Annotated in this window: 26 protein-coding genes and 1 pseudogene; 5 read left to right on the forward strand and 22 right to left on the reverse strand. The window is 42.2% G+C overall.

The genetic code is table 11. The features are described 5' to 3' along the window. Nucleotides 1-60 precede the first annotated feature (60 nt). Entirely contained in the window at nt 61-273 is a 213-nt protein-coding gene (locus tag BLW49_RS05505; protein WP_090723556.1) for a hypothetical protein, read from the reverse strand. 28 nt (nt 274-301) lie between these two features. Further along, a pseudogene (locus BLW49_RS05510) lies at nt 302-906 on the reverse strand (uridine monophosphate kinase). Nucleotides 907-1,032: 126 nt separating this feature from the next. Here BLW49_RS05510 and BLW49_RS05515 point away from each other — a divergent pair. Next, complete coding sequence (locus tag BLW49_RS05515) at nt 1,033-1,323, forward strand: hypothetical protein (protein WP_090723558.1); 291 nt, start codon at nt 1,033-1,035, stop codon at nt 1,321-1,323. Here BLW49_RS05515 and BLW49_RS05520 read toward each other — a convergent pair. Both BLW49_RS05520 and BLW49_RS05525 read right to left on the reverse strand, forming a co-directional pair. Further along, entirely contained in the window at nt 1,302-1,676 is a 375-nt protein-coding gene (locus BLW49_RS05520; protein ID WP_090723560.1) for a YciI family protein, read from the reverse strand. The two genes, BLW49_RS05515 and BLW49_RS05520, sit on opposite strands and share 22 nt — an antisense overlap. A 127-nt stretch (nt 1,677-1,803) precedes the next feature. After that, nucleotides 1,804-3,000 (reverse strand): RNA polymerase sigma factor, encoded by a 1,197-nt coding sequence (locus BLW49_RS05525; protein ID WP_256209632.1) that lies wholly within the window; start codon nt 2,998-3,000, stop codon nt 1,804-1,806. Here BLW49_RS05525 and BLW49_RS29095 point away from each other — a divergent pair. After that, a complete protein-coding gene (locus BLW49_RS29095) occupies nt 2,941-3,105 on the forward strand; it encodes a hypothetical protein (RefSeq protein ID WP_256209635.1) in 165 nt (54 codons plus the stop codon). The genes BLW49_RS05525 and BLW49_RS29095 overlap by 60 nt on opposite strands. A 134-nt stretch (nt 3,106-3,239) precedes the next feature. Here the strand turns inward: BLW49_RS29095 and BLW49_RS05530 are convergent, their stop codons facing one another. The 5 genes from BLW49_RS05530 to fabZ form a co-directional block, all read right to left on the reverse strand. Next, nucleotides 3,240-4,133 (reverse strand): phosphotransferase, encoded by an 894-nt coding sequence (locus BLW49_RS05530; RefSeq protein WP_090723563.1) that lies wholly within the window; start codon nt 4,131-4,133, stop codon nt 3,240-3,242. 131 nt (nt 4,134-4,264) lie between these two features. Next, a complete protein-coding gene (locus BLW49_RS05535) occupies nt 4,265-4,669 on the reverse strand; it encodes a GNAT family N-acetyltransferase (RefSeq protein WP_090723565.1) in 405 nt (134 codons plus the stop codon). Nucleotides 4,670-4,797: 128 nt separating this feature from the next. Further along, a complete protein-coding gene (locus BLW49_RS05540) occupies nt 4,798-5,004 on the reverse strand; it encodes a hypothetical protein (protein WP_076311817.1) in 207 nt (68 codons plus the stop codon). 158 nt (nt 5,005-5,162) lie between these two features. After that, nucleotides 5,163-5,510 carry a hypothetical protein gene (locus BLW49_RS05545; protein WP_076311818.1) on the reverse strand — a complete coding sequence of 116 codons (348 nt, stop codon included), beginning with the start codon at nt 5,508-5,510 and terminating at the stop codon, nt 5,163-5,165. A 105-nt stretch (nt 5,511-5,615) separates the two neighbouring features. Further along, nucleotides 5,616-6,056 (reverse strand): 3-hydroxyacyl-ACP dehydratase FabZ, encoded by a 441-nt coding sequence (fabZ, locus tag BLW49_RS05550; RefSeq protein WP_076311819.1) that lies wholly within the window; start codon nt 6,054-6,056, stop codon nt 5,616-5,618. 330 nt (nt 6,057-6,386) lie between these two features. On the opposite strand from fabZ, the gene BLW49_RS05555 reads away from it, so the two are divergent. After that, a complete protein-coding gene (locus BLW49_RS05555; protein WP_076311820.1) occupies nt 6,387-6,863 on the forward strand; it encodes a hypothetical protein in 477 nt (158 codons plus the stop codon). Between the two features lie 9 nt (nt 6,864-6,872). On the opposite strand, the gene BLW49_RS05560 is transcribed toward BLW49_RS05555, so the two are convergent. Next, nucleotides 6,873-7,409: a hypothetical protein gene (locus BLW49_RS05560; RefSeq protein WP_076311821.1), complete on the reverse strand. Its 537-nt coding sequence runs from the start codon at nt 7,407-7,409 to the stop codon at nt 6,873-6,875. A gap of 476 nt (nt 7,410-7,885) precedes the next feature. Beyond that, on the reverse strand, nt 7,886-8,500 hold the full coding sequence (locus BLW49_RS05565; protein ID WP_090723567.1) for a hypothetical protein: 615 nt from the start codon (nt 8,498-8,500) through the stop codon (nt 7,886-7,888). 242 nt (nt 8,501-8,742) lie between these two features. On the opposite strand from BLW49_RS05565, the gene BLW49_RS05570 reads away from it, so the two are divergent. After that, nucleotides 8,743-9,111, forward strand: a complete 369-nt coding sequence (locus tag BLW49_RS05570; RefSeq protein WP_076311823.1) for a DUF3139 domain-containing protein — start codon at nt 8,743-8,745, stop codon at nt 9,109-9,111. A 197-nt stretch (nt 9,112-9,308) separates the two neighbouring features. Here BLW49_RS05570 and BLW49_RS05575 read toward each other — a convergent pair whose 3' ends face one another. The 3 genes from BLW49_RS05575 to BLW49_RS05590 form a co-directional block, all read right to left on the reverse strand. Further along, nucleotides 9,309-9,794: a hypothetical protein gene (locus tag BLW49_RS05575; protein WP_090723568.1), complete on the reverse strand. Its 486-nt coding sequence runs from the start codon at nt 9,792-9,794 to the stop codon at nt 9,309-9,311. A 472-nt stretch (nt 9,795-10,266) separates the two neighbouring features. After that, complete coding sequence (locus BLW49_RS05580) at nt 10,267-11,385, reverse strand: hypothetical protein (protein ID WP_090723570.1); 1,119 nt, start codon at nt 11,383-11,385, stop codon at nt 10,267-10,269. Between the two features lie 574 nt (nt 11,386-11,959). Then, nucleotides 11,960-12,463 (reverse strand): hypothetical protein, encoded by a 504-nt coding sequence (locus BLW49_RS05590; RefSeq protein ID WP_090723573.1) that lies wholly within the window; start codon nt 12,461-12,463, stop codon nt 11,960-11,962. 290 nt (nt 12,464-12,753) lie between these two features. Here BLW49_RS05590 and BLW49_RS05595 point away from each other — a divergent pair, with 290 nt between their 5' ends. Continuing rightward, nucleotides 12,754-13,380, forward strand: coding sequence for a hypothetical protein (locus BLW49_RS05595; RefSeq protein WP_090723575.1), 627 nt, complete (start codon nt 12,754-12,756; stop codon nt 13,378-13,380). Here BLW49_RS05595 and BLW49_RS05600 read toward each other — a convergent pair. The 8 genes from BLW49_RS05600 to BLW49_RS05635 all read right to left on the reverse strand — a co-directional run bounded on the left by BLW49_RS05600 (nt 13,372) and on the right by BLW49_RS05635 (nt 22,274). Then, nucleotides 13,372-13,926 (reverse strand): YfiT family bacillithiol transferase, encoded by a 555-nt coding sequence (locus BLW49_RS05600; RefSeq protein ID WP_090723576.1) that lies wholly within the window; start codon nt 13,924-13,926, stop codon nt 13,372-13,374. The two genes, BLW49_RS05595 and BLW49_RS05600, sit on opposite strands and share 9 nt — an antisense overlap. Before the next feature lie 125 nt (nt 13,927-14,051). Beyond that, nucleotides 14,052-15,659 carry a PH domain-containing protein gene (locus tag BLW49_RS05605; RefSeq protein ID WP_090723578.1) on the reverse strand — a complete coding sequence of 536 codons (1,608 nt, stop codon included), beginning with the start codon at nt 15,657-15,659 and terminating at the stop codon, nt 14,052-14,054. Then, nucleotides 15,656-16,153, reverse strand: coding sequence for a PH domain-containing protein (locus BLW49_RS05610; protein WP_090723579.1), 498 nt, complete (start codon nt 16,151-16,153; stop codon nt 15,656-15,658). The genes BLW49_RS05605 and BLW49_RS05610 overlap by 4 nt, the downstream gene beginning before the upstream one ends. A 132-nt stretch (nt 16,154-16,285) precedes the next feature. Next, entirely contained in the window at nt 16,286-16,483 is a 198-nt protein-coding gene (locus tag BLW49_RS05615; RefSeq protein ID WP_076311831.1) for a hypothetical protein, read from the reverse strand. 18 nt (nt 16,484-16,501) lie between these two features. Beyond that, complete coding sequence (locus BLW49_RS05620; protein ID WP_076311832.1) at nt 16,502-16,933, reverse strand: GNAT family N-acetyltransferase; 432 nt, start codon at nt 16,931-16,933, stop codon at nt 16,502-16,504. A gap of 46 nt (nt 16,934-16,979) precedes the next feature. Beyond that, nucleotides 16,980-17,717: a WecB/TagA/CpsF family glycosyltransferase gene (locus BLW49_RS05625; RefSeq protein ID WP_076311833.1), complete on the reverse strand. Its 738-nt coding sequence runs from the start codon at nt 17,715-17,717 to the stop codon at nt 16,980-16,982. A gap of 70 nt (nt 17,718-17,787) precedes the next feature. Next, a complete protein-coding gene (locus tag BLW49_RS05630) occupies nt 17,788-18,312 on the reverse strand; it encodes a nucleoside deaminase (RefSeq protein ID WP_177178651.1) in 525 nt (174 codons plus the stop codon). A gap of 227 nt (nt 18,313-18,539) precedes the next feature. Beyond that, a complete protein-coding gene (locus tag BLW49_RS05635; RefSeq protein ID WP_256209591.1) occupies nt 18,540-22,274 on the reverse strand; it encodes a non-ribosomal peptide synthetase family protein in 3,735 nt (1,244 codons plus the stop codon). Nucleotides 22,275-22,278: the final 4 nt, after the last annotated feature.

Consider the following 22,278-nt stretch of genomic DNA (forward strand, 5'->3'; position numbering starts at 1 on the left):
GATCGGCTCCTTTTCCTCCCATTATTTAACTCACGTTTCCCGTTAGCTTAACAGTAGAGTTTATTGATTATCTTGCCGCCTTGCTTTAACTACTCTAGGTATTTGTTTCTCATAAATGGATAGTACATTTGAAATCAATTGTTCGTTCGAATTTTTGTTATCTTTTAAAATTGCATATATTAAGTTTAAAAAAGTCTTAGCATCTTTTTCTGTTAAACTTTTGATAAGTTCCATAGTGTTATCGTTTGAAAAATTCTCTTCCTTCGTCTCCATAACTGTACCTCCGTATCTAAGTATCTTTTTAATGCAACTCACCGCTAATTATCGTTCCATTATCTTTCCCTTCACAAATTTCTTTCATTGAGCCACGCTTGTCAAAATTAAACACATGCATGGGCAGATTGTAGTCTCTAGCTAAGATAAAAGCCGAATGATCCATTGCATCACAATTAACTTCGATTGCCCTTTGAACGGAAGGATAATCTGTTGTAACATAGGGTTGCCCGTTTCCTCCCGCAAAAATTACTATGTAGCCCTTTTCCAGATGGTGAACTGCCCATAGTCTTATGTACGGTTCTGCAACTGATGTAATAGGTATTGCTGTCATTACACGAACTTCTTTGTTTGATTTGGCTTTAAGAACTCCTCGAAGCATCAAGCTATTAATAACAGTCGCAAGCGTCCGGATGTTATCAGCTTCTGCTCTTTCTATTCCCCAGCTTTCCGCCATATTACCGCGAAAAATATTCCCTCCACCTATAACTAATGATACCTCAACACCTAGATTCACAACTGACATAATTTCATTGGCAATATGGTCCAACTTTTCAGGCTCAAAACCAAATTCCGTGTTTCCGGCGACTGCTCCACCACTTAGTTAATAAGAACTCTTTTGTACCTTGTCAAATTAACACCTCTGCGCAAATAAAAACACTAAAGCAACGAATGCTGTAGTATCTTAATGGAACGAGAATATGAAATTGTAACAATCGACTTATTGTAAGCCTTCCGTTTCTTAAAGAGGTATTTGTTTTGCGTATCATCTTTACGTATCAGGATTTAAAAGTTCTTCGCCAAGCCAACGCAATTCCGCAGGCGCTCCTTGAACTTGTCCAAGATTACCTCAACCAGCTAAGGATTGAACTTGAAGACAAAGCTAAGAGCGAATTTATCCCAAGCGCAAGGAATTACAAAAAAACTTGCCCCTTATTTATGATACGGTACTCCACGCTGTCTGTAACGGCAAGTTTTAAGGCCATCCTTTTGGGGACGGCCTTTTTTCATTGTATCGAGTTAGCTTCTCAAGCTTTAGATTTGAAGTAATGGATCGGACGAATCTCAATGCCCCATCCAAATTGCTCGCCCGCACCTAACTGTACGGCTGGATGTAAGGAGGCGATCCTAATCGCTTCCTCTATGTCACGTGCTTCGATGAGAAAAGCACTGCCTATCATCTCTTTGGATTCGATAAAGGGACCATCCATAACCTTTACCTTCCCGTTCACATGCCGCAAGCACTTTGTTTCAGAGGAGAGGCCGGCATCAACAAACACTTGGCCGCTCTCGTACAGAGCTTCTAGGTGAGGTGGACATTCGCTCAGTATGGCATCAATCTCTTCCTTTGGGCAGGCATCCATCTTCTCAGCATCCAAATAACCTAAACACAGGAATTTCATTTTCATTTCCCCCTTTTCATTAGATAGAAGCATTGAAGCATTAATTCTTGCCTCTATTTAATCGACGAACGACACGTATAGAAATCGACATACCGAAAAAAATGTTCTTAAAAAAATGAACTCAATTTTATTCTTCAGTGCACGCAGCAGCACGTTTCAACAGCAGTTCTTGCTCTCGGACGTTGCTCGTAAGCGCTGCAGCGCGTTTAAATTCCAAGAAAGCATCGTCAAGTCGGCCCAACTTCATCAGTAAATCGCCACGGACGCTCGGTAATAAATGATAGTTTTTCAATGATGGCTCCGAAAGCAACGTATCGACGATTTTGAGTCCAACCTCCGGTCCATGCGCCATCGACAATGCCACCGCACGATTCAATTCAATGATGGGAGTTGGGACTATCCGGAAAAGTGTATCATATAGCCCGGATATCCTCACCCAATCCGTCTCCGAAGCGGATTTGGCTCTGGCATGACAAGCAGTTATAGCCGCCTGAAGTGTATACGGGCCAAGTTCGCCGCCAAGCCGCTCAGCACGCTCAAGAGCAGCTAGGCCACGATTGATACGGAGATCATCCCAGAGTGCCCTGTTTTGATCCATTAGCAGAATGGGCTCCCCCGCCGAGTCGACCCGCGCTTTAAACCTCGATGCTTGAATATCCATAAGTGCAACTAGTCCGTAGACCTCTGGCTCGTCGTGCACGATTTCCGCAAGTATACGACCGATTCGAAAAGCCTCTTCACAAAGTACGGGCCGTAACCATCTGTCTCCGGCAGACGCGGAGTATCCCTCGTTAAACATGAGATAAATCACCTCAAGAACGGAGGACAGTCGAGCTTTAAGCTCGGACTTTGGAGGAACTTCGAATTCAACGCGCCTTTCCGAAAGCTTCCGCTTCGCCCTCGTTATTCGTTGTGCGACCGTAGATTCAGGAACCAAGTAAGCTTTTGCTATTTCCTCGGTCGTAAGCCCTCCGAGTAGTCGCAGCGTAAGCGCCGAACGTGCCTCTTCCGACAAAATGGGATGGCAGGTTATGAATATTAGGCGTAGAAGGTCATCGCCAATGTGATCATCAAGGGCAGAGTCAAAATCCGGTTCGTCCTGAGTGTTCAACTCATAGCTTAGCTCTTCATATTTGCGTTCTCTCAATTTATTTCTACGCAGCAGATCGATAGCCCTACGCTTTGCGGTTGTCATCAACCATGCGCCGGGATTGTCGGGGATGCCTGATAACGGCCATCGCTCGAGAGCGATGAGGAGAGCATCTTGCGCAAGATCTTCGGCAAGTCCGATATCTCGTACGATACGTATCAGACCTCCAATGATCCAAGCCGACTCCCTCTTCCAGATCGCATCGACGGAGCCATTGATCGACATGTTATCTATGAAAACTCCTCCTTCCATTGGATCCCTGTCAAAACATGCCGTTAATTGTGATACGATTCACCGTGAATAATCTTAAACTATCCTGCTCGTTAGCTTAATGAAAAAGGAGCAGCTGCCAATCGAAAACTGCTCCTTGCTTTTTTCAACTAACGTTTCTATGTTAGCTCAATGGTAGTCCGTCAGAATATTGCTCGTTGCGCGTACCATTGATTCAAATCAACAGACCCTTGTACTCCTAATAAGCGGTAAAAATAGCGGTACACCTTGCGATATTTCGATATATCAGGGGGATCTAGGATGGTCGAATAACCTTTAAGGAAAGAAGCTGCAGATTTCTCATCTAATACATACTCTAGTCCCACAAAATCAAATTCACGCGGCCCTATTGCATATGCTTCAACATCGACGACTGCAGACAGCATACCGTCTTGAATTAAGAACTGAGACGGATCCAGATCAATAAACACGGGGCAAAAGTAGTCCGGTACAGGCAGAACAAAAAGCTCGCTGATAATGGATTCGACCTGCGTCTTGATCTTGCTATCATGCTTATAATCGCGCTCAACAAGCTGCCGAATGGTTTGGGACATATGAGCGTGGAAGGATTCTTTTCGATCAACTTTTCCAGAGGAAAGGTTTCCGAAGTAATCGTAACGATTTAAATGTACTTGGGCAAGCCAGGTACCTAACTGATGAAGCAGCGCATCCGATTGCCCAATGAATGCCCTACATGCCTTGCCATTCATCTTCTCGACAACGAGATATTCCTTGCTTTCGATAACCGCACGCGAATGCACCCTAGGAGCCCGAATGCCCAAGATGGAACCGAGCATGTCAGCGTTTGCCTCGAAATGCCGCATTCGTCTAGGATCGATCCCGAATAGATTGAGACACCCCCACCAAAACTCACGGGTCGGCGCCTCTGTCAATCTTGATGTACGTACGACGCACTCTTCACGAGCTGTTTTGACTAACCACACATCGCTAGCGTGCCCAGAGTAACCAGGATCTAGATATGTGATCCTTTCGATAGGTTCGTAAAAGAGGTGTTGGAGCAGAGAATCGCTAGCCATGGATTAAATTCTCCCCGTTTAAATATTTGTGCCATTTGAATTGACTAACTAGTTCAAGATATATCCACGTTATCCTGCCTGTTAGCATATTTAAATAGCTTTAAACTCCGTTAGCTCAAACATATATTCAGTTAGTGAGGTCTTCTATTCATAAAACGTTCAGTATTTCTCATAAATCCATACTTCTCGTAAAGCCCATGACCGTCTAACGTACCGAGTAAGCCCATCATTCCTTCAAATTCTTCGGTTATAACTTCAATTAATTTCTTCCCTAGCCCCCTACCTCTATATTCTTCATCTATGAAAACAGCACATAGATAATAAACCGTTGCCCAATCAGTAATGATACGTGCAAAACCGATTTGACTATCTCCATAATAAATTCCATAGCAAACCGAGTTGTTTATTGACTTTTCTATTATTTCAGCTGGTCTTTTATTCGCCCAATAACTCCTAGATAAAAAGCCAAGAATAGTATCAATTTTAAGCATTGCTTTATCATTGCTTATTAGAAATTCATCATACGTTAGTTCCATATAAACACCCCAATCACTCAAGTAAATACGATTAACTTATCTTCTCCAAGTGATTTACAACTCCTGCCTGTAGATCGTGCTCAACAAAACGGCCCGTTAGCTTAACGAAAAAGGAGCATATTGCTTATCTAAAATTCATCATGAACTAACTTAGTAAGTATCACCTTATATCCATCTACACTGAAAACTTCTTCTGCTTCGTAGTAGTTATAAGCTTTTGATGCGTCGTATCGTTCTTTAATTATTCTTTCGGCTGATTCTTTACTTTCTGCCACCACTAGCTCAATATCTCGATAACCGTTGTGAAGATACAAGGCAACTTCATAAAGTTTCATTATGTTTATCACTCCCGAGAAACCCTTATAATCATCAAATATCATACCAACTTTACTTTCACTCAAATCTTACATTAATGGAACTAACCTTCCCGTTAGCTTTAATAAAGCAGCCACGTATCAGTTGGCTGCCTTCTTGTTCTGTAGCTCCCTTTTCATTATCTTCTCACACCGTAACTGATGATTTCTTTTGTATCAGCATTAAGAAATACTTGAATGGGACCTAAAATAAGATCATTGGTTGTTTTGAAAGTCACTTTGTACAGGTTATCAATTTGAGGCGGTTCACCACCGTTTTGTACTGTAGGCAGCTCACTCAACTCCACTTCTGCAACATTTGCTGATTTCCAGTCACCTTTTACTTCTTCTTTAGCACTTTCAGTTAGGCTATTCCATGCTACTTCACGAAGAACCGAAACATTGCTAATTTTGTTCTCCTCATTTGAACATCCAACAGAACTGATTATCACCAAAAGAAAAGCTAGGAACACCAAAATATTTTTCATCTATACTCCCCCATAATCTTGTTGTCATAATATAGACGAAATGAAAAGATTAGTAGTTCCGTAACTTTACAATCAAATATTATATATGTTCAACTAATCTGCCTGTTAGTTGAATGCTTTAATAGAATTAAATGCAAACATTATTTCTGCTTCACAAACCAATTCATTGTTTACCGTTGCGATGCCTGTTCCTTTGACAATCTGTCCCTTGGTTCGGATCACTTCGAATTCAAGATGGAGCTGATCCCCTGGTTTAACTTGCTTTTTGAACCGACAATGATCAATACCAGTCAGTAACCCTATCTTATGGTTATTGCTCTCTAAGTTAGACATAACGATACCACCCATCTGTGCCAATGCTTCTACAATCAAGACTCCAGGCATGACAGGATAGTCAGGAAAGTGACCAAGGAAATAAGGTTCATTGAAAGTCACATTTTTAATTCCAACAGCTTTCTTTCCCTCAACAATTTCTAAGATTCTATCGACCAAAAGAAAGGGATACCTATGGGGAATAAGCTCTTTAATTTGATTAATATCCAGCATGGATTCTCCTCCTCTAATATTGGCTTATAACCCATTCTAACGTCATTCATTTAGAAGATGGTTAGATCAATAGACGAGAAACTAGTGCGTCAGCCTCATGATTATACCCTAATAAACAAAGATTATTGGCAATCCGATCAATTAAATTTTTCACCAGAGCAAGTATGTTGAAGATGGCGAACGAGAGATAACATGGCTATAATTTCATTAGACACTGTTGGTATGAATTGTTTGATACCTACTGAATCTTGAGTATATTTACAGTTACTTGAAATGATCTTTCTAGACGAAGCTTCTTCTTTGTTAAATAAAATTAAAAGGATTGATTATGTGTTAAAGTTAGAGGAATGTTTTAAGAAAGTAATAATTTATTTTAATGAGGAGCATATGTTTATATGCCCACATCAGCCGGTACTTAATGAAGCCGGAGAGTTTCAAAATTTTTTAGATGATGGACCCGTTCTAGAATTAAAGCGTAATATTACTATTGAAGAGTTACAGAATGCGATATTCGAAACTCTTGAGAAATCCAATTTGTATATTCTCAGTCAGCGCCCTAAACGTTTAGGGATTGAAAGACATCTAAAAGTAAGGAGCTACAAAGCAGCTACAAAAGATAAGAGCTTAATTTCACTAGGTTATTCTCCTGATGAGTCTATTGAGTATAGAATAATTGCTTATAGGAAGGAAAATAGTCTCGTCTATCTCAAGGAAAAAGAACTTTTAATAAAACAAGAAGATGCAATGCAGGATAATCAACTTGCTAAAACAGTGATTGAATTTATGGAACTATTACGAAATAAATGAACATTAAAATTAATTTTTAACTGTTATCAGATTCATCTCTTTTAACTGTACATCATTGAAATTACTTAAATAATCTAATGAAATTGATTCGTAATGGGTTAAACCCAGTTTTTGAGCAATGAGATAAGCTGGTGGGTTGGAATAGTCGATTTTGTTAACTTTAAAATCAAATATTTCTTCAATATGTTCCGTGGAGTTGCCTTGCTGTACAACTAATTCATTGATTAAATCAAGATCGAATAATCTCTTTTCAATAACTAGAGTATCTCCGGCCCAATCGGCAGCATAATCAAATACAATTTCGTCTTTGTTGTATATTTTAATTTCCCACATATGATCTTCGAGATAAACGTAATACAATAATATACCCGGGTTAAACTCACTTATTATTTCATCTACATTTCCCCCTCTATAATCAACTACAAATGTAACCCAGCCGTTATTTTCACCAAACACATACCCTGGTATTTCAACATCTGATAAAAGATTCATTACCTTTGCTTGGTCAAAAGTCCTTAGGTGAAAGCTATCAGTAAAGCCACTCATTATATTGTCCCCCAAATAATTTGATTAAACTATCTCCTTCTAGTGAATGTCGGTTATGAACCAATATTCATCTACTGTGCTTAGATGGACATGCATTTATTCCTTATGCGAACAGTGAAAGACACCTCATTTTATTTCTTTGCTTGTTTAGACGCAAAATTTAATAATTCGTTGCATTAAACTGCCCGTTTTAACGAAAGGAATAGCTGCTAAACGGCAACCTGCTCCTTCCAGTTTTTGAACTAACGCTTCACCTCGGTTTAATCATGACCTGATTTAGAAGTCACCTCTTCATTTTTCTTTCTTCCATATAGCAGTTACTACAAAAGCAAATGCATAACCAATCACTTTAAATACAGCGTTAATAATCTCCATCTTTAACCATCTCCTCTATGGAGATTATATGCGAAACCCCGCGTTAACCTGCCCGTTAGCCAACGAGAAAAGGCGCAGTTGTCTTCTTACTACAGCTAACGTTAATCTTCAAATGATATCTCTTTGTCTAAAATGAACTCTTTATTTCGAGAACGTTCCATTGGTGGAGCATATGGAATCAATCTGAGTTTTAATTCTTCTATACTTTGAGGAAGTCGTGGGGTAACTATAAAACTAATTTGGGCATGTCCACCACCGCCACCTGCACTATTTTTACTGACTCTGTATTCTTTTTCTCCACTTATATCTAGGAGTAGTTGTGGGCGGATACGGCGTGTAACTTCACTTTTGTTCGATTGGTAAATTTCTAAATATACAATGCTTCCACCTTCATGCTGCATTGAATGTGTGATTTCATATTCAAATCCATTAACTATTGCCCTTTTCATAATGGGTAGGACATTGAGTAGTTTACCAGGTCCAATGGGTAAAGTTGGAGAGGAAACCTCAGCAAGATTGTGTAGAAGTCCATTAATTTGAGGGATACTTAATCCGAACTCAACTGCCCATTCGCCAACTATTTCTTTCGGTGGGAAAAATCGTTTCCCTTTTGTAATGTCTGTACGTTCACTAATTAAACCGATGATCCTTTTATCAATAGCTTTAACCGTTTCACTGTATTCGTTAGGAATTGACTTAAACTCACTCCAATTCATAAGACGCCTCCTCTACTTATCTAACTATACTCAGTATAACAAACAACCCAGTAATCATTATAAAAACAGCAAGTATATTCAACTATCCTGCCCATTTAGATTAATGAAATAGCAATGAAAAACTGTTAGATATTTTTCTAATTGATCAAATAATCAAGTTCTTTTCTATTTTCCCCTATACTTTTTTATGAGTGATTGTTAATATATTTTAATAATTAACTATTTGATGAAGGAGCTTTGTTTTGGAAAAAGTAGCAAAGATCGTTGGCGGAGCCTTTCTATTAATTGCATTTATTGTAATTTGTTTTATAATTTATATCTTGTACTCTCTTAACACACCACCGAAGAGTAATCCGGAACTTGTCACATATACTCAGGACAGGGTTAAAGATTACTTAATTGAGCAAAAGGGATATTCCGAAAGCGAAATCTTACATGTTGAATCAAAAAAAGAGCCGAAAGACGCAGACACTACAGCTGCAGGGTATTCAATTGCAGTTGTCTTCTCGGATGAGCCTAACGGATATTATTTTTATCAACTAGTTGATGATGAAGTCAGACAATTTGGAACGAATGGCGGAGTTTATAAACATGAGGATATTGAATATTGAATATTGAATATTGAGTTTTCAAAAATATAAGCTTTATTATTTGCCTCCCATAAACCATCCTTCTAATTTCTTTTGTGATGATAGAAGTCCTATGTGGCATTACAACTCATGATTATGGAGCAGTGCTAGACTGCTCCATATTATTAGGGATAAAACTAAACTTCCCCCAGTAGCTGAATGAAAACCCGTACCTTGATTCACTTCCTAACGTTTATATACTGACGTTCTTTCCACACGAACTCATTCCCCAACTGAAATGTGGCTAGTTCAATCACCAGATCTAGTTCTTTTTTAGGAGCATCCAAAAATCTCTCCTGCCCGTGCGCCCAGCAGCAATACAACTCTAAGTCTTCACCTACTTCCATATTACTGCGTATATATTTAAAAAGTTCTACTAAGCACTTTTTGCTTGTCTGGTATAAAATCGGATGAGAATGTTTAAGCTCGTCATTAATCTCGAAAGAACCACCTTCGGGATTCACTTGGTAAACATACGGATGACGGAACAGATGCGAGGGTTGTCTGGTTATGGGACCGCTTATATATAATCCTGCTGCATCCTCTTCGGTATCGTAGACCTCCATAAGTTTATCCCCTTGTGGGTATTTTTCCAGTAATAGTTGCATATTGAGTTGATCCTTTGCGGCAGGGTTCACATTCGTTACGTAATCATTAATTGTCATAACTGTTTTTTCAGTCCAAACGAGCCTGTCGGAAGCTCATGACTTGCAGCAATATAGTAAAATAGAGTCACGTGTCAATCTCACCCCACTCTGGAACTATTTTTAAAGCTTTTTATACCAATTAATCTATCTAACTACTCCATTGAATATTTAATTGATGATCATCAACAAAACCATTACAAGAATCATTCCTATAACCCACGCAGTAACACCGAGGTCTTTCCACGCATTTTAATAATTTTCCATTTTACTGGAATATATCAAAGACACTAATTTTATATAAGAATCATGATTAAAGAAATCACAAATCCTTGCGCAGCAGCTATGATCAAATCATGTTTCCAGTAGGATTTTGTGTATAGACTAAATAATCTGAAGATAATAAAACCGCAAATTGCCATTAGAAACCAGTTCATTAACATTCCAACCACTCCTTCGTGAACTGTTGGTAACGTCCCGTCGGACCGTTATGTCATCTCATTCTATTTATGTAATATGATTCGAATTCAGTGACAGAGTCAAACTTGTTTACAGCTACACCTTCTGTTTTGAGCTGATTCTCTAGCTTTTCCATTAATTGCAGTACAGCTAAACGCAGCGGTTCATAATTTATGGGATCTAACAACGCGATAAGATCGGGGTAACCATAACTATCATAGAATTCACGATATTCACCAAGGTCAGCAGTATTAGGCCAACGCCCTTTCTCTGCAGCATACAAAATTCGAGATAAACTGTCTTGTACACTTATTGCTACGAAAAATGCCGTTTCGTAGTGGCCTGTTTCGCATGCGGTTAGTAGTTTATTCATCATCCCTCTCTCTTCTTCGTAATATCCACTCATGTGTCCTTTATAAGAGCGCACGACTTCTTGACTATTTCGTCGCATCGAGATAAGACGAAGTGTATCTGTAGTTAATTTTTCACACGCTAACATTATTTCTTCTGGAATTATACTAAACATTAGGGTATCCAGGTGCTTGTCCAGTTGCTCCGGTTTAAGAGAAAGATTTCTGACTTGCTCACGATAGTGCCCCCACATACGTGTATAATAGGTTTGATTCAACAACCCAAGAGACTTAAAGATATTGGCTGCGATCTCTTGAGATTGGGTTCGGAAATAACTCAGATCTTTGGCATTCTCAGCAATTCGCATTTTAGCTATGCTAATAAGACAACTGTTCAATACCGATTCGGCTTTGGTGATCATTTCAGCTGTTTTGGATTCACTTCTCATGTTGGATATAGTCTCACGTAGTTCTATAAATCTTGCAAGATCATCATCTGATCGGACATATAACAGCTCACAGTCTGCTATAATTGTCGTGCTCCACTCTTCAGCAGCTGCCATTCTCTCAGCACGCTCCCAACCAATTGGCCAGAAGTCAAAACTTATACCATCAATAATGAACTGACACTCTACTTCTCTCCCTCTGGTTGTAGCTGGGATAAAAAAGAAATCCAAATCTGATCGTTCAGTCGCATGGCCCTGCAGATATGACCCATAATATCCTACAATCGCTACATCTTGAGGGTAATGATCCTTAATATGCTTGACAATAATGTCAGCAACAGCAAATACATCAACCATAAGATAACCTCCCTGGAATCAACTACGTGGCTGTCCGAAGTACTTTATTTCTAGAGTAACTTGCAACGCTGAGGAACAAAACGGAGAGATTACATATAATTATTATCTACCTGTTGTTTTATGAAATGACAATAAGGTTTATGAATGTCAATCCCTTGATAGAGTCAACACTCCATTTTTCAAAAATCATTAGTCGGAAAGAATTTTGCATCACCTTCGAAATCCCACCACAACTCCTGGTTACAATACCCAAGCTTGCATGAGAAAGACGAAAGAGAATGCATAACATAGGATAGCGAATACACGTAATCCTTTGTTATATAGGTTTCTCCCAATAAAAAGTACAGTAAGCGCAGCCGCACAGAAAAACAGATACAGGTACTCGTCTATACCGAGCACAGTTGCAAACATGATACATACGGCTATAACAGCCATTGCAATACATGCGTACAACAGACTATTAAAAAATCGCATCGTTAGCTCCTTTAAATCTTCTTACTTTGAATATAAAAAAACAGCCAGGTCCCTCATGGAAGTGGCTGTTCATATCGTTGAAGTATATTATATTAACAAATTAAGAGCTTATATTTGCTGCGCGGTTAGCCTGGCTTGCATGAATCTTCTTCATTGCAAATCTTGCGATCGGCTGTGCGACAAGCAGTTCAATCCAAAAGGCAACACCAAAATTTCGAAACCATGTCGGAAAGAAGTTGTGAAAAGGTTCTAGAGATATTTGTCTCATCCCCACCCAGGTACCGATAATCGTTAACAGAACCGATAGAACCGTCACGTTCATTACAATGTTCAATAACACTCTGGCGTTAAAACCATCTGTTTGACCCACAAATTTGGGTAATACCTTGCGAACCAAAGGTCCTGCCACCAGCTTCACTAACAGAATAACGATAACCCACATGAACGGGATGACCTTCAATGTTTCTAAGTAATTGGCTACGCTAAAGCCTCGTTCCAACCCCAATATGATGGGCCCAATGGTGTTTACCGAAATAATGGACACGATCAACATAAAAATAATGCCTTCTCTAGCATTTTGCGGAAGTCTGTCTTCCTTGAACAAAATAATCCCCTCCGAAATTAAAATTAAAATTAAAATTTCAGATGGTAGACGTATCTTGCGACATATATTTTTGGCGATCAAATAGTGCCAATATCTCTACACACCCTGAATCAATTTCATATCGCGTTATAACGAACGAAATTGGTTCAACAACTGAACAATTATAACATTTTACCTTAAGTTTAGGTAAGAGCGAATTTTGAATAACTCTTAATAATGATTCATTTCTCTTCCAACTCTGCTACACTGAGCTTAGAACTAGAACTCAAAATCTTGAAGAAGGTGCCTCCATGCAGCTCGAATTTGCTTATCTCCCCCCCACCTATTATGCTAATCTGCCTAATCCAGGTGGATATTTTCCGTTCACTTTTAATCAGGAGCATGTTCCATATGTTATGGATTTCATAAGTACGAACTCAGTCTGGTTCAATGAATCCAGTGCTCCGCTATTATTGGAGTGGATGCACAATCTGAATGCTTATCCGATCTGCTTCTGTCTGAATGTCTCACGTGTTTGGCAGGAGGATATCACTCAGCTATGCACACAGCGTTCGATAGAACACGTGGTGCTTAATAAATGGTTTTCTTTATTACATGTTACAACCACGGTACAGCTTGCCAGTGCCCTGCCGCTACTTCTAAATATGGCAAGCTGTAATGAACTGGTGATCTGGTCTATTGGCACTAGCGAGCCTCCCTTTACCATTGAACCAATATTAGTGGCAAATCATGGCGGTAGTCAGACCCAGCATATGGTTGTCATTGACATGACGAAAGCCAAAACGATTTTCTGGCCGGGATACGATGGTGCTTTTATCTCTGTTCTATCGAATGAACCGCGTTTCACTAATATATCGAAGGTCAAAGCGACCTTTCCTCCAGGTGTTGAACTGATCGAGATTGAATTGTCATCTTAGCTGAAGTACCGGGAAACAATCACAGCACCCTTTGCGATGCAGCAGTGCCTCGATTTGAGCGGTGTGATGTTTATTGTGCCAAATGAATCTTTGCAGAGCCGTATCAAGTGTGATCTTCCCCAGCACTTCGGTACGGAGCATTCGGCTAAAATCTTCATCGGACAGGCTGCTTACGAGAACATAGAAACGTTTATGCAGGATGGCAAGCAGAGTTATGGAATCATTCACTTCTGCTCTCCTATAATCTTCGAGCTCGGCCCATAAGTCCTCCCTGTAAGAGCTGGCGATCGGCACATCCTCGGTCAGAGCACGTTTAAACCGAATATAGGCATTCATATCATTATCCGCCATATGATGGACGACCTGCTGAATGCTCCATCCAGCTTCTCGATAAGGGGTAAGCAGTTGTTCTGGATTTAAAGGTTCAGTGAGTCTCTTAAGATGACGCGTTATATCCAGTAATTCATCCATTCCATTCATTCTTGCTTCTCCCGACAATAGCCCAACAGGTACAAATCGACCTATAGGATAACGTAGTGGATCCATGAAATCACCAAATCTCTCTCAACATGTTATATAAAAAATAACCCAGCCTTAAACCACGTGGATTACAGGCTGAGTTATTTTCCGAGAATATCGAGAATATCCTTTATAGCTATTGTATCTGTTATTCACTGCTCATGTAGAGTTGAAACATCCTTGGTCCGTTCCATATACCACATGTAAAAATGATCTGCTGCTTGCACCGGCACATCCTGAGCCTTATGATGAAGAACAGGCTTTGCACGATTGGTGGTTTGGATGGAAGCTAGGTCAAGACGTCGCTGAAGTATGCCTTGCGTTACTTTGACTTCGGTGATCTTGGCTCTCTTTGAAATAAACAGACTTGTAGCAAATCCTCCGCTCTTAAACTGAACAAAATGCTCTCCAATGCTGTATCTGCAGTTAAGATAATCGAGGACTCTCCATAGCACGACACAGACAAGCAAGCCAGCGGATAATACCCACCAAGCTTCATCCCAGCCAAATAGGTTCGGCTTAAAATAAACGAGCAGCGCTGTTGCAACGATCCAGATCCAGCTTGGCCTCACAAGACGCAGCCATAACGATGTACGAGGCAAACGCTGCATATCGAGGGATACTTCATAGGCCGGCAGCATCTCGGGGATCATGGCGTGAACTTTACTTACTGGTAAAAAAGGATACAGGCTGTTCACTTCATGCTCCGCTTCCCCCACACTGCCTGCCGTGACCAGCTTGACCTCTGCCAGTCCGAGCAGCCTCTTGATGAAGGATTGCGAAATTTCAATTGCCTGCACCTTTTCTTTTGCAATGGAAAACGCAGTTTGCTCCATGACTCCTTTGGCAATATAGATCCGTTCCTCGTCTGAAGAAATCTCGAAATTTCCGTATTTAAGAAATGTAGTCAAAATCCCAAGAATGACAGCCAGCAGGACGATTCCGGCTATAACCAATGTGGTCATCCACCAAGAGGATAACACCGTGGACAGTATTCCCTCGGCCTGCTCCTCGATATCGATAAATTCCTGCACATTAGTGTACAGTGTCCCTACAATGGGAATAAGGACCAGGAAGCTAAGCGATGTAAAAGAAGCCTTTAATACTTCCTTTCTGGTCGGCTTGAAATGGAGCGTGCGCTGCTGTGCTTCAGGAGCTTGTTCAGAGGTCGCAGCATGGACCGTGTTGTGGGCCTCCTCCGATGAATCTTGTATCTGATCTGCTGTCAATTCGATTTCGTTCTCACCAATTGGAGCGCTGTCGGTTTCGTTTGTGATGTTCTTGGACTGCATAGCAGAAGCGACACGCTCTTTATTCACTTGGTCAGCGATGTACTTCTCAATGCGATCTGCTTCGGCACGAGATATCACTTGAAACTCCACAGCCGCTTCGTCCCCCGTCATCCCTGTCTCGAACCTGATGGAGGTCACCTTAAAAATTCGATGAAACAATGAAGCATGACGGTTTACATTTTGAATTTTTCTGAATGGAATCGTTCGCTTCGATTTGACGAATACCCCTTGCGCAAGATGAAAGGAGGTATCATCGAGGCGGTAACGCTCTGTGATCCAGCGCCACACAATAGTAATAAGACAACCCACGATAACCAGATAAAAAATCCATCTTCCGTATATGACCCACTTCGCTTCGGAACCCATTTGGATGACAAACAACAAAATAATAATGGAGAAAGTATTTTTGATCAGCTTCCATACCTCAAACAGAATTAGCAGTGGATGATAGCGTTTATCTTCGGTCATTCATCCACCTCTTTTATTTTGGCATAATAAGCGATTTGATCTCTCAGGTCCAGCGCAACCTGCTCAGGCAGAACAGGAATACTGTGTGAAGATCCCATTGTATCTACCGATACAGCGTACAAATTGTATTTGCGAAGCAGCGGGCCCTGACGGGTAGCTACCGATTGGATCTTGGTCATGGGAATCAGCTGATGGACCTCAGTCAGCGTACCGAACTTCAGCTGTAGAAACTGCTCTGTTACATCATAGCGCCAGTGTGCGTACAGCAGCTTTGGACGGATCAAGATATCCCAGACAGCATAGAGCACCGAGATGATCGTGAGTCCGATGAGAACCCAGCCGATCCAAGCATACCAGGAGAAATAATAGTCGAGATATAACAACACCCCGAGTACTACAAACCCGATCACATTACTGATTACTGCACTAATCCACCATATTTTGACCGCATTGTCTGCTAATCGCTGCTGCGGCTCTTTCGTTTGCGAGTACAATGTACCACCTCTTATTCCGACCACCCTTATGTCTTGGTCTTCGTTTCGTCTGAATGATCGTCTAATGACAATTTTTCATATATACCTTCATCTAATTTAACAAAATAAGTGTAAAATTAATTCCTCTCTGTCTCATTTACCCTCCTTGCTCTTCAAGTGGATTCTTCGGTGTTCTTCCAGCTTTAATTTGATCTGACCGATGTATGTATCCAGCACACGGATCCGGTGACAGCTAACGAAATGAATGCAATGAAGCAACACATATAGTACGGTGAGGAAGTCCCCGTTTGCCCTAAGCTTCTCACTGCTGGAATCTACTAGCCTTTCCATATCCACCTGCCTCCTACATTACTTTATTTCACGGTCATGAATGACGCCGAACATGCCGGTCATACCTTGATGCACATTAAAACCGTATTTCTGATAAAAGCTTTCTTTGCCCTGAGCGGAAAATAGCCCTACAAATGCCTTCTCAGCCGCATGCTCACTTAAATATTGCTGGATCGCCTTCATGATCAGCTGTCCCAGCCCCTTACTCTGATGCTCCGGCTTCACGACAATATCCTGGACGTAGAAATACATGATACCATCGCCCACGATTCTGCCCATGCCGACAGCCTCTCTATTATATTCTATAACAACGCCATAGCAGGAATGCTGCAATGATTGTTCAGCTGCATCAAAATTCATGACCTCTTGCCAGCCGACTGAACTGCATAAATCAATATATTCCTTCACATTCGGCATTCTGTGAATCGTTTGATATTTATGTTCGGACATGGTCGTTCGATCTCCTATTCATTGTCTTGTTGTCTGATCACTCGTCTTAATTTGGATCTCTGTAAAGAATAGCTCTCACTGCAAATCTTGGCAAGATCAGCTGCCTTCTCCACCTTGAAGGCTGATTTATAAGTCTGTACATCCACTCCAGATTCAGCCTCTGCCAGATGCGGGGTGCTCTTTTTACTCTTCCAGCTATAATATCAAGCGTGCCACCAACACCGATAGCGATTCGTGCATTCAGTTGGTCCCTGTGCTTATGTATCCACTCTTCCGCATAAGGCGCGCCGAGTGCAACGACAAGGATATCCGGATTCGCTGAACTGATCTCCTCTAGGATTCGCCCTTCCTCGGAAGGATGGAAGAAACCATGATGCCTCCCCTTTATGATGGCACCAGGGTAGGATGTTCGTATGTTCGCTTCCGCTGCTTTGCTCGTCTCCTCATCCGCTCCTAGCAGATAGAAGGACCACTTCTTCTGATGCCCGGCGTCTAGAAGATGATAAAGAAGATCACAACCCGTTACCCGCTCAGGAAGGGGATCTCTTTTGACCCTTGAGACCATCACAATTCCTGCACCATCGGCGGTAAGCAGCCCGGCACGATCTACAATCTGACGAAGCGCAGCATTATGCTGACAGGACATCGCGATCTCCGGGTTCAAGGTAACGACATGATACAGCTCTTCTTGCCTTTTCTCTATGACCTCACTCAAGATTTGGACCGTCTCTGTCATCGTGAGCTTTGGAACTGGAATGCCCATAATTTTCGAATAGTTCTCCATGATGATAACCTCGCTTCTATACTTTATGTCCTTCGTTCGATGCATTATTTAATCCTAACGCGTTCTCATACTAACGATAATGATTATTCCAATGGGTATCCGTATAGCCGCGATTGATATTCCACTCTGCCAGCAATGCTCTTTGACGCTCTTCTAAATCTGGATACGGTGCGGCGTTGAACTCAATTTGATTAAATAAATCATCATATACTGGGAGTGGACTGCCCGCATTTTTAAACCTTCTGAACGCACCAATCTCTTTATCATTGGCTGCCCACACCACTTTTCGAATCAACGACAGCACGATTGTACCTGTACACATCGGACAAGGCTCACAAGTAGTGTATAACGTCAGACCATTGTTGGGTATGAATTTACGGGTTGCTGGGTTTACAATAACCTGTCCTGCTTGTCTAATTGCGTCCACTTCAGCATGAGCTGTTGAATCAGAATCCGAAAATACCCGATTTCTTCCCCTACTGATGACTTCACCGTTCGCATCCACAATGACTGCTCCAATGGGGAAGGTTCCTTCATCTCTTGCTTTCATAGCTTCTTCAAATGCCATCAGTAAGTATGTATAATCCTTGTCCATCACTACACTCCTCTGTTTTAAAGATCGGCTTTGCTGTGTGCTTGCATTGTTATGTAAAAAAAGACCCGGCCTCAGATAGCTTCTATCTTGGGCCGGGCCTCGGAAGTCATTACGAGCTTATGTACATAAAGCCCATCATTCCATTATTATACAGTTATTGAATGCAGCTTGGAAACCTAATCTTGATATCCCTCTATTTCTACTGATAGTTGAATCTATTACTTAACTTATCTTGTGACTTTATCAAATGAATTCGGTTGAATAAAATATCCAATCTCCACCGCATGATCAATCAGCTTATTAAAGTACGCCTCATCTGGCTCGGCACACTGTACCCCGGTGCCTGCAAGGAACTCCATCGTTTGGGTACATGTGTACCGGAACATGGAATTCTTCGCTCCATCCCCTTCCAGCTGGGCCATCGCGAGTTCAACTCCCGCCGAATCCTTCGGTTCGTTCGGATTAAGCAGCCATTCTTCGAACTCACTCAAGTCCATTAACGTGATGTCATAGCCTGCAGCTGTAAAGTACTCGACCATACGCTCATAAGGAATCGTGACCGGATTACATATGTGAAAGACTCTTCCTACGGTCTCATCCTGAAGCGCAAGCGCTGTTACTGCTTGTCCCGCATAGTCAATCGGAGTCATATCCACTTCCCATCGAACCCGAGGAGCTCTTCTCAGCAGCAGCATCGCCTTCAGCATGCGGTAAAAAGCATTGTTATCGATATTATGTTGGAATACCCCGTTGTCTGAGCGGCAGGATAAATTGCCGACCCGATAAACATTCACCGGCACTCCTTCTTCACCCGCCTGTATTACCAGCTTCTCCGCTTCAAGCTTGCTATTCGTATATACATTCTCGACATATGATGTCATATAGCCGTTCCCTTGAACGATGTCAGCCCATTGTCCATTCTCAGCAAGCTCTTCCGGAATACCCAGTGTGGAAATAAAGTGGAACCGGATGCCCCTTCCTTCTCTTGCCAGAGACAGCAGGCGATTCGTGCTCTCTACATTCACATTGGCAAAATGCTTGGCATCTCCAAAGTGTCTCACATCCGCACCGCAGTGGATGATAGAATCAATCTGCTTATCCACCAGCATTTGGTCTGCCTCACTAAGCCCCAGGTTCTCCTTCTCCAGATCTCCTTCCAATACAACAACCCGGTTCTCAATCCATTCTGCAGATTCACTGCCGAAGTAGCCCTGCATGATGTGAACCAAGCGTGCATATGGATCCATTCCCGAAGAAGAGCGGACGAGACAGTACACGATAGCATCTGAACGCTGAAGCAGCTCTGCCAGCAAATGAGAGCCTAAGTATCCGGTTGCTCCAGTTAGTAGAATGTTTTTCTGTGCAGACCTCTTTATGCTGAAGTGATCTGCAGTACCAATGACTGCCGGATGTTCTGCTAAATCCTCAACTGGACGATTTAGGATATCTATATCCCTGTCATCCTTCTCTACCGCCTGATTAAGCTCCTCAATCCGCTCAGCTAATTTTGCAATCGTTGGATACTGGAAGAAGTCATTGATTTTGAGTAGTGGATAACTTGGCTTCAGCTGAACCAGAATCTCAAGAATCTTGAGCGAGTACCCGCCAATCTCAAAGAAATCATCATGAATACTGATTCTCTCTAAGTCCAGTACCTGCTTCCAGGACACTGCAACAGCTTGCTGGGTATCATTCTCCGGTGCTGTATATACCGAATCATTCTCATCTGCCTTAAGTTCATAGGCTGCGAGTTGTTTACGGTCAATTTTGCCAGTAGGAGATAACGGCATTTCCACTACATGCTGCATATACGTAGGAACCATATATCCCGGAACCTTCTTACTTAGATATTGCACAAGATCCTTCTTAGGTATTGCTGCCCCATCGTTCGTTGTATAAAATGCCGCTAACAATTTGTTGCCATCCTCAGTAATTGGAATGACTGCAGTGTCCTTGATATTCTCGTGCTTGGCAAAACTATTTTCAATCTCACCAATTTCAATTCGGAATCCTCTGATCTTAATCTGCGAATCCCGTCTTCCTCTGTATTCAACCTGTCCATTCGGCAATAGCCGCACCAAATCACCAGAGCGATAAAATTTCTTCCCTGAACCCGGACGGATCGGATCTGAGATAAATGCTTCCTTCGTCTTCTCCGGCTGGTTCAAGTAACCTTTGGCTACACCTACAGAGCTGATTAGCAGCTCTCCTGTAACTCCGATGGGACACAGGTCATTGTTCCCGTCCACAATATACAGCTCGTAGTTGGCAAGCGGAGTCCCGATCACAATCGTGGAGACATCCTCCGGCACTGGATAATCTACCTTATGTCCGGTTGCAACAACGGTAATTTCGGTAGGACCATAGAGATTCGTCACGGGAATCTGCAGCTTTTTCTGAAACATCCTTACCGTCTCTCCCGTCAGGGCTTCTCCCCCGACAGTGATGCTCTTAATCTTCTCATATTTAACTGCTGCATCCTCCGGCAGATAGGCGGCAAGTCTGTTAAAGAATACGGTTGGCAAAATGGCAATTCGGGTCGCTTCTAGCTGCTCCACAGCTTCTGTAAAAGCATCGATCGAGAAACGTTCTTCATCGGACAGCAGATGCAGTCTGGCACCGCTCCCGATCGAACCGAAGATATCATACACGGAAGCATCGAAACTGAAGGTAGAGTATTGCAGAATCACATCCTCTTCCGTCAAGCCAAGATCCTGCTTGGTCGCCATCGCCAAATTGACAACCCCTTTATGGGCAATCAAGGCTCCCTTCGGCTTGCCGGTCGATCCCGATGTATAAATGACGTAGGCCAGATCATCCTCGTCAATGCGGATCGCTGGCGCCGTCTCGGAATAGGAACCGTCAAGCTGATCCAAACAGACGATTTCCGGTCTATGCTCGAATCCGGCAAGCAGTGAATCCAGCTTCGGAATATAGCTGCTCTCGGTCAGGATCACCTTTGATTTCGTATCTTCGATGATATATGCATTTCTCTCCTCCGGATGGGTCGGATCAAGCGGGATATAAGCTCCTCCAGCTTTCATTACACCCAGCAGGCTTACAATCGTCTCTAAGCTTCGCTCCATAAAGAGAGACACAAATTCACCCTTGCGTATCCCCTTCTCCACGAGCATGTTTGCAATTTTGTTTGACAGCAGGTCCAGCTCTTGATAAGTAAGCTCATCCTCATTCGCGGACAAGGCGGTTCGATCTGGAAACTGCGCAGCTACTGAAGTGAACATGGACACGATGGTGGCCTGCTCCGGGAGACTCATCTTCGTGTCGTTCAGCACATCGTAGACTCTCCAGTCTTCTTCTGTCAGAATGGGAAGACTAGAAATCGTCGTATCCATATCTCCATCTTCAAGCACACCGCTCATTAACCGCTCAAAGTGCTGAATGTATCGGCGAATGGTATCTTCCTTGAACAGCTGCGAATCATATGAAACATGAAGGAGCCAGGTATCCTGCCCCTCCTGCACGTACCAATTCAGTCTGCTGTCTTCATGATGAAGATCCACGCCGTATATCGTTTGATAATGAACCGTATATCCAGCTATATGCTCCACATCCGCATGGCTCAGCTCTGTTGAATCCAGTTGTACAAGCTTATCCAGGACCTGCTCATACACACGTCTGAACGAATCTGCTCCACTTATGGAGATACGCATGGGAAGAAGCTGCTTTCTTCTGTTTTGCACACCAATCAGCATATCATTGTCCTGAGTCATTCGGTGCAGGAATACCGCGTATCCGGCAAGCATCCATGCCTTCATATCATATAGTTCACTGTAACGCTTCAGCATTACGGGCTCAAGGTTCAGTACCTGCTCTGTCCGAGCTGCTGCCTGCTTGGCATAGTTCAATGACCCATCTGTATACAAATGAAATCCGGGCAAAGGCAGCTGCAGCTCGTCAGACCAATACTGCTTGCTTTGTTCTAACAACATGGTGGTATTCAACAGA

The organism is Paenibacillus sp. PDC88, from assembly GCF_900106725.1.
Lineage (GTDB): Bacteria > Bacillota > Bacilli > Paenibacillales > Paenibacillaceae > Paenibacillus > Paenibacillus shunpengii.

What these genes read in the sequence shown, in the direction of transcription:
- BLW49_RS05520 (WP_090723560.1), bottom strand. Translation starts at nt 1,676, where the DNA reads ATGAAATTCCTGTGTTTAGGTTATTTGGATGCTGAGAAGATGGATGCC.
- BLW49_RS05535 (WP_090723565.1), bottom strand. Translation starts at nt 4,669, where the DNA reads ATGGAACTAACGTATGATGAATTTCTAATAAGCAATGATAAAGCAATG.
- BLW49_RS05630 (WP_177178651.1), bottom strand. Translation starts at nt 18,312, where the DNA reads ATGGACAAGGATTATACATACTTACTGATGGCATTTGAAGAAGCTATG.
- BLW49_RS05595 (WP_090723575.1), top strand. Translation starts at nt 12,754, where the DNA reads ATGCAGCTCGAATTTGCTTATCTCCCCCCCACCTATTATGCTAATCTG.
- BLW49_RS05600 (WP_090723576.1), bottom strand. Translation starts at nt 13,926, where the DNA reads ATGGATCCACTACGTTATCCTATAGGTCGATTTGTACCTGTTGGGCTA.
- BLW49_RS05615 (WP_076311831.1), bottom strand. Translation starts at nt 16,483, where the DNA reads ATGGAAAGGCTAGTAGATTCCAGCAGTGAGAAGCTTAGGGCAAACGGG.
- BLW49_RS05545 (WP_076311818.1), bottom strand. Translation starts at nt 5,510, where the DNA reads ATGAAAAATATTTTGGTGTTCCTAGCTTTTCTTTTGGTGATAATCAGT.
- BLW49_RS05505 (WP_090723556.1), bottom strand. Translation starts at nt 273, where the DNA reads ATGGAGACGAAGGAAGAGAATTTTTCAAACGATAACACTATGGAACTT.
- BLW49_RS05580 (WP_090723570.1), bottom strand. Translation starts at nt 11,385, where the DNA reads ATGGTTGATGTATTTGCTGTTGCTGACATTATTGTCAAGCATATTAAG.
- BLW49_RS05625 (WP_076311833.1), bottom strand. Translation starts at nt 17,717, where the DNA reads ATGGAGAACTATTCGAAAATTATGGGCATTCCAGTTCCAAAGCTCACG.
- BLW49_RS05575 (WP_090723568.1), bottom strand. Translation starts at nt 9,794, where the DNA reads ATGACAATTAATGATTACGTAACGAATGTGAACCCTGCCGCAAAGGAT.
- BLW49_RS05530 (WP_090723563.1), bottom strand. Translation starts at nt 4,133, where the DNA reads ATGGCTAGCGATTCTCTGCTCCAACACCTCTTTTACGAACCTATCGAA.
- BLW49_RS05620 (WP_076311832.1), bottom strand. Translation starts at nt 16,933, where the DNA reads ATGTCCGAACATAAATATCAAACGATTCACAGAATGCCGAATGTGAAG.
- BLW49_RS05540 (WP_076311817.1), bottom strand. Translation starts at nt 5,004, where the DNA reads ATGAAACTTTATGAAGTTGCCTTGTATCTTCACAACGGTTATCGAGAT.
- fabZ (WP_076311819.1), bottom strand. Translation starts at nt 6,056, where the DNA reads ATGCTGGATATTAATCAAATTAAAGAGCTTATTCCCCATAGGTATCCC.
- BLW49_RS05605 (WP_090723578.1), bottom strand. Translation starts at nt 15,659, where the DNA reads ATGACCGAAGATAAACGCTATCATCCACTGCTAATTCTGTTTGAGGTA.
- BLW49_RS05560 (WP_076311821.1), bottom strand. Translation starts at nt 7,409, where the DNA reads ATGAGTGGCTTTACTGATAGCTTTCACCTAAGGACTTTTGACCAAGCA.
- BLW49_RS05565 (WP_090723567.1), bottom strand. Translation starts at nt 8,500, where the DNA reads ATGAATTGGAGTGAGTTTAAGTCAATTCCTAACGAATACAGTGAAACG.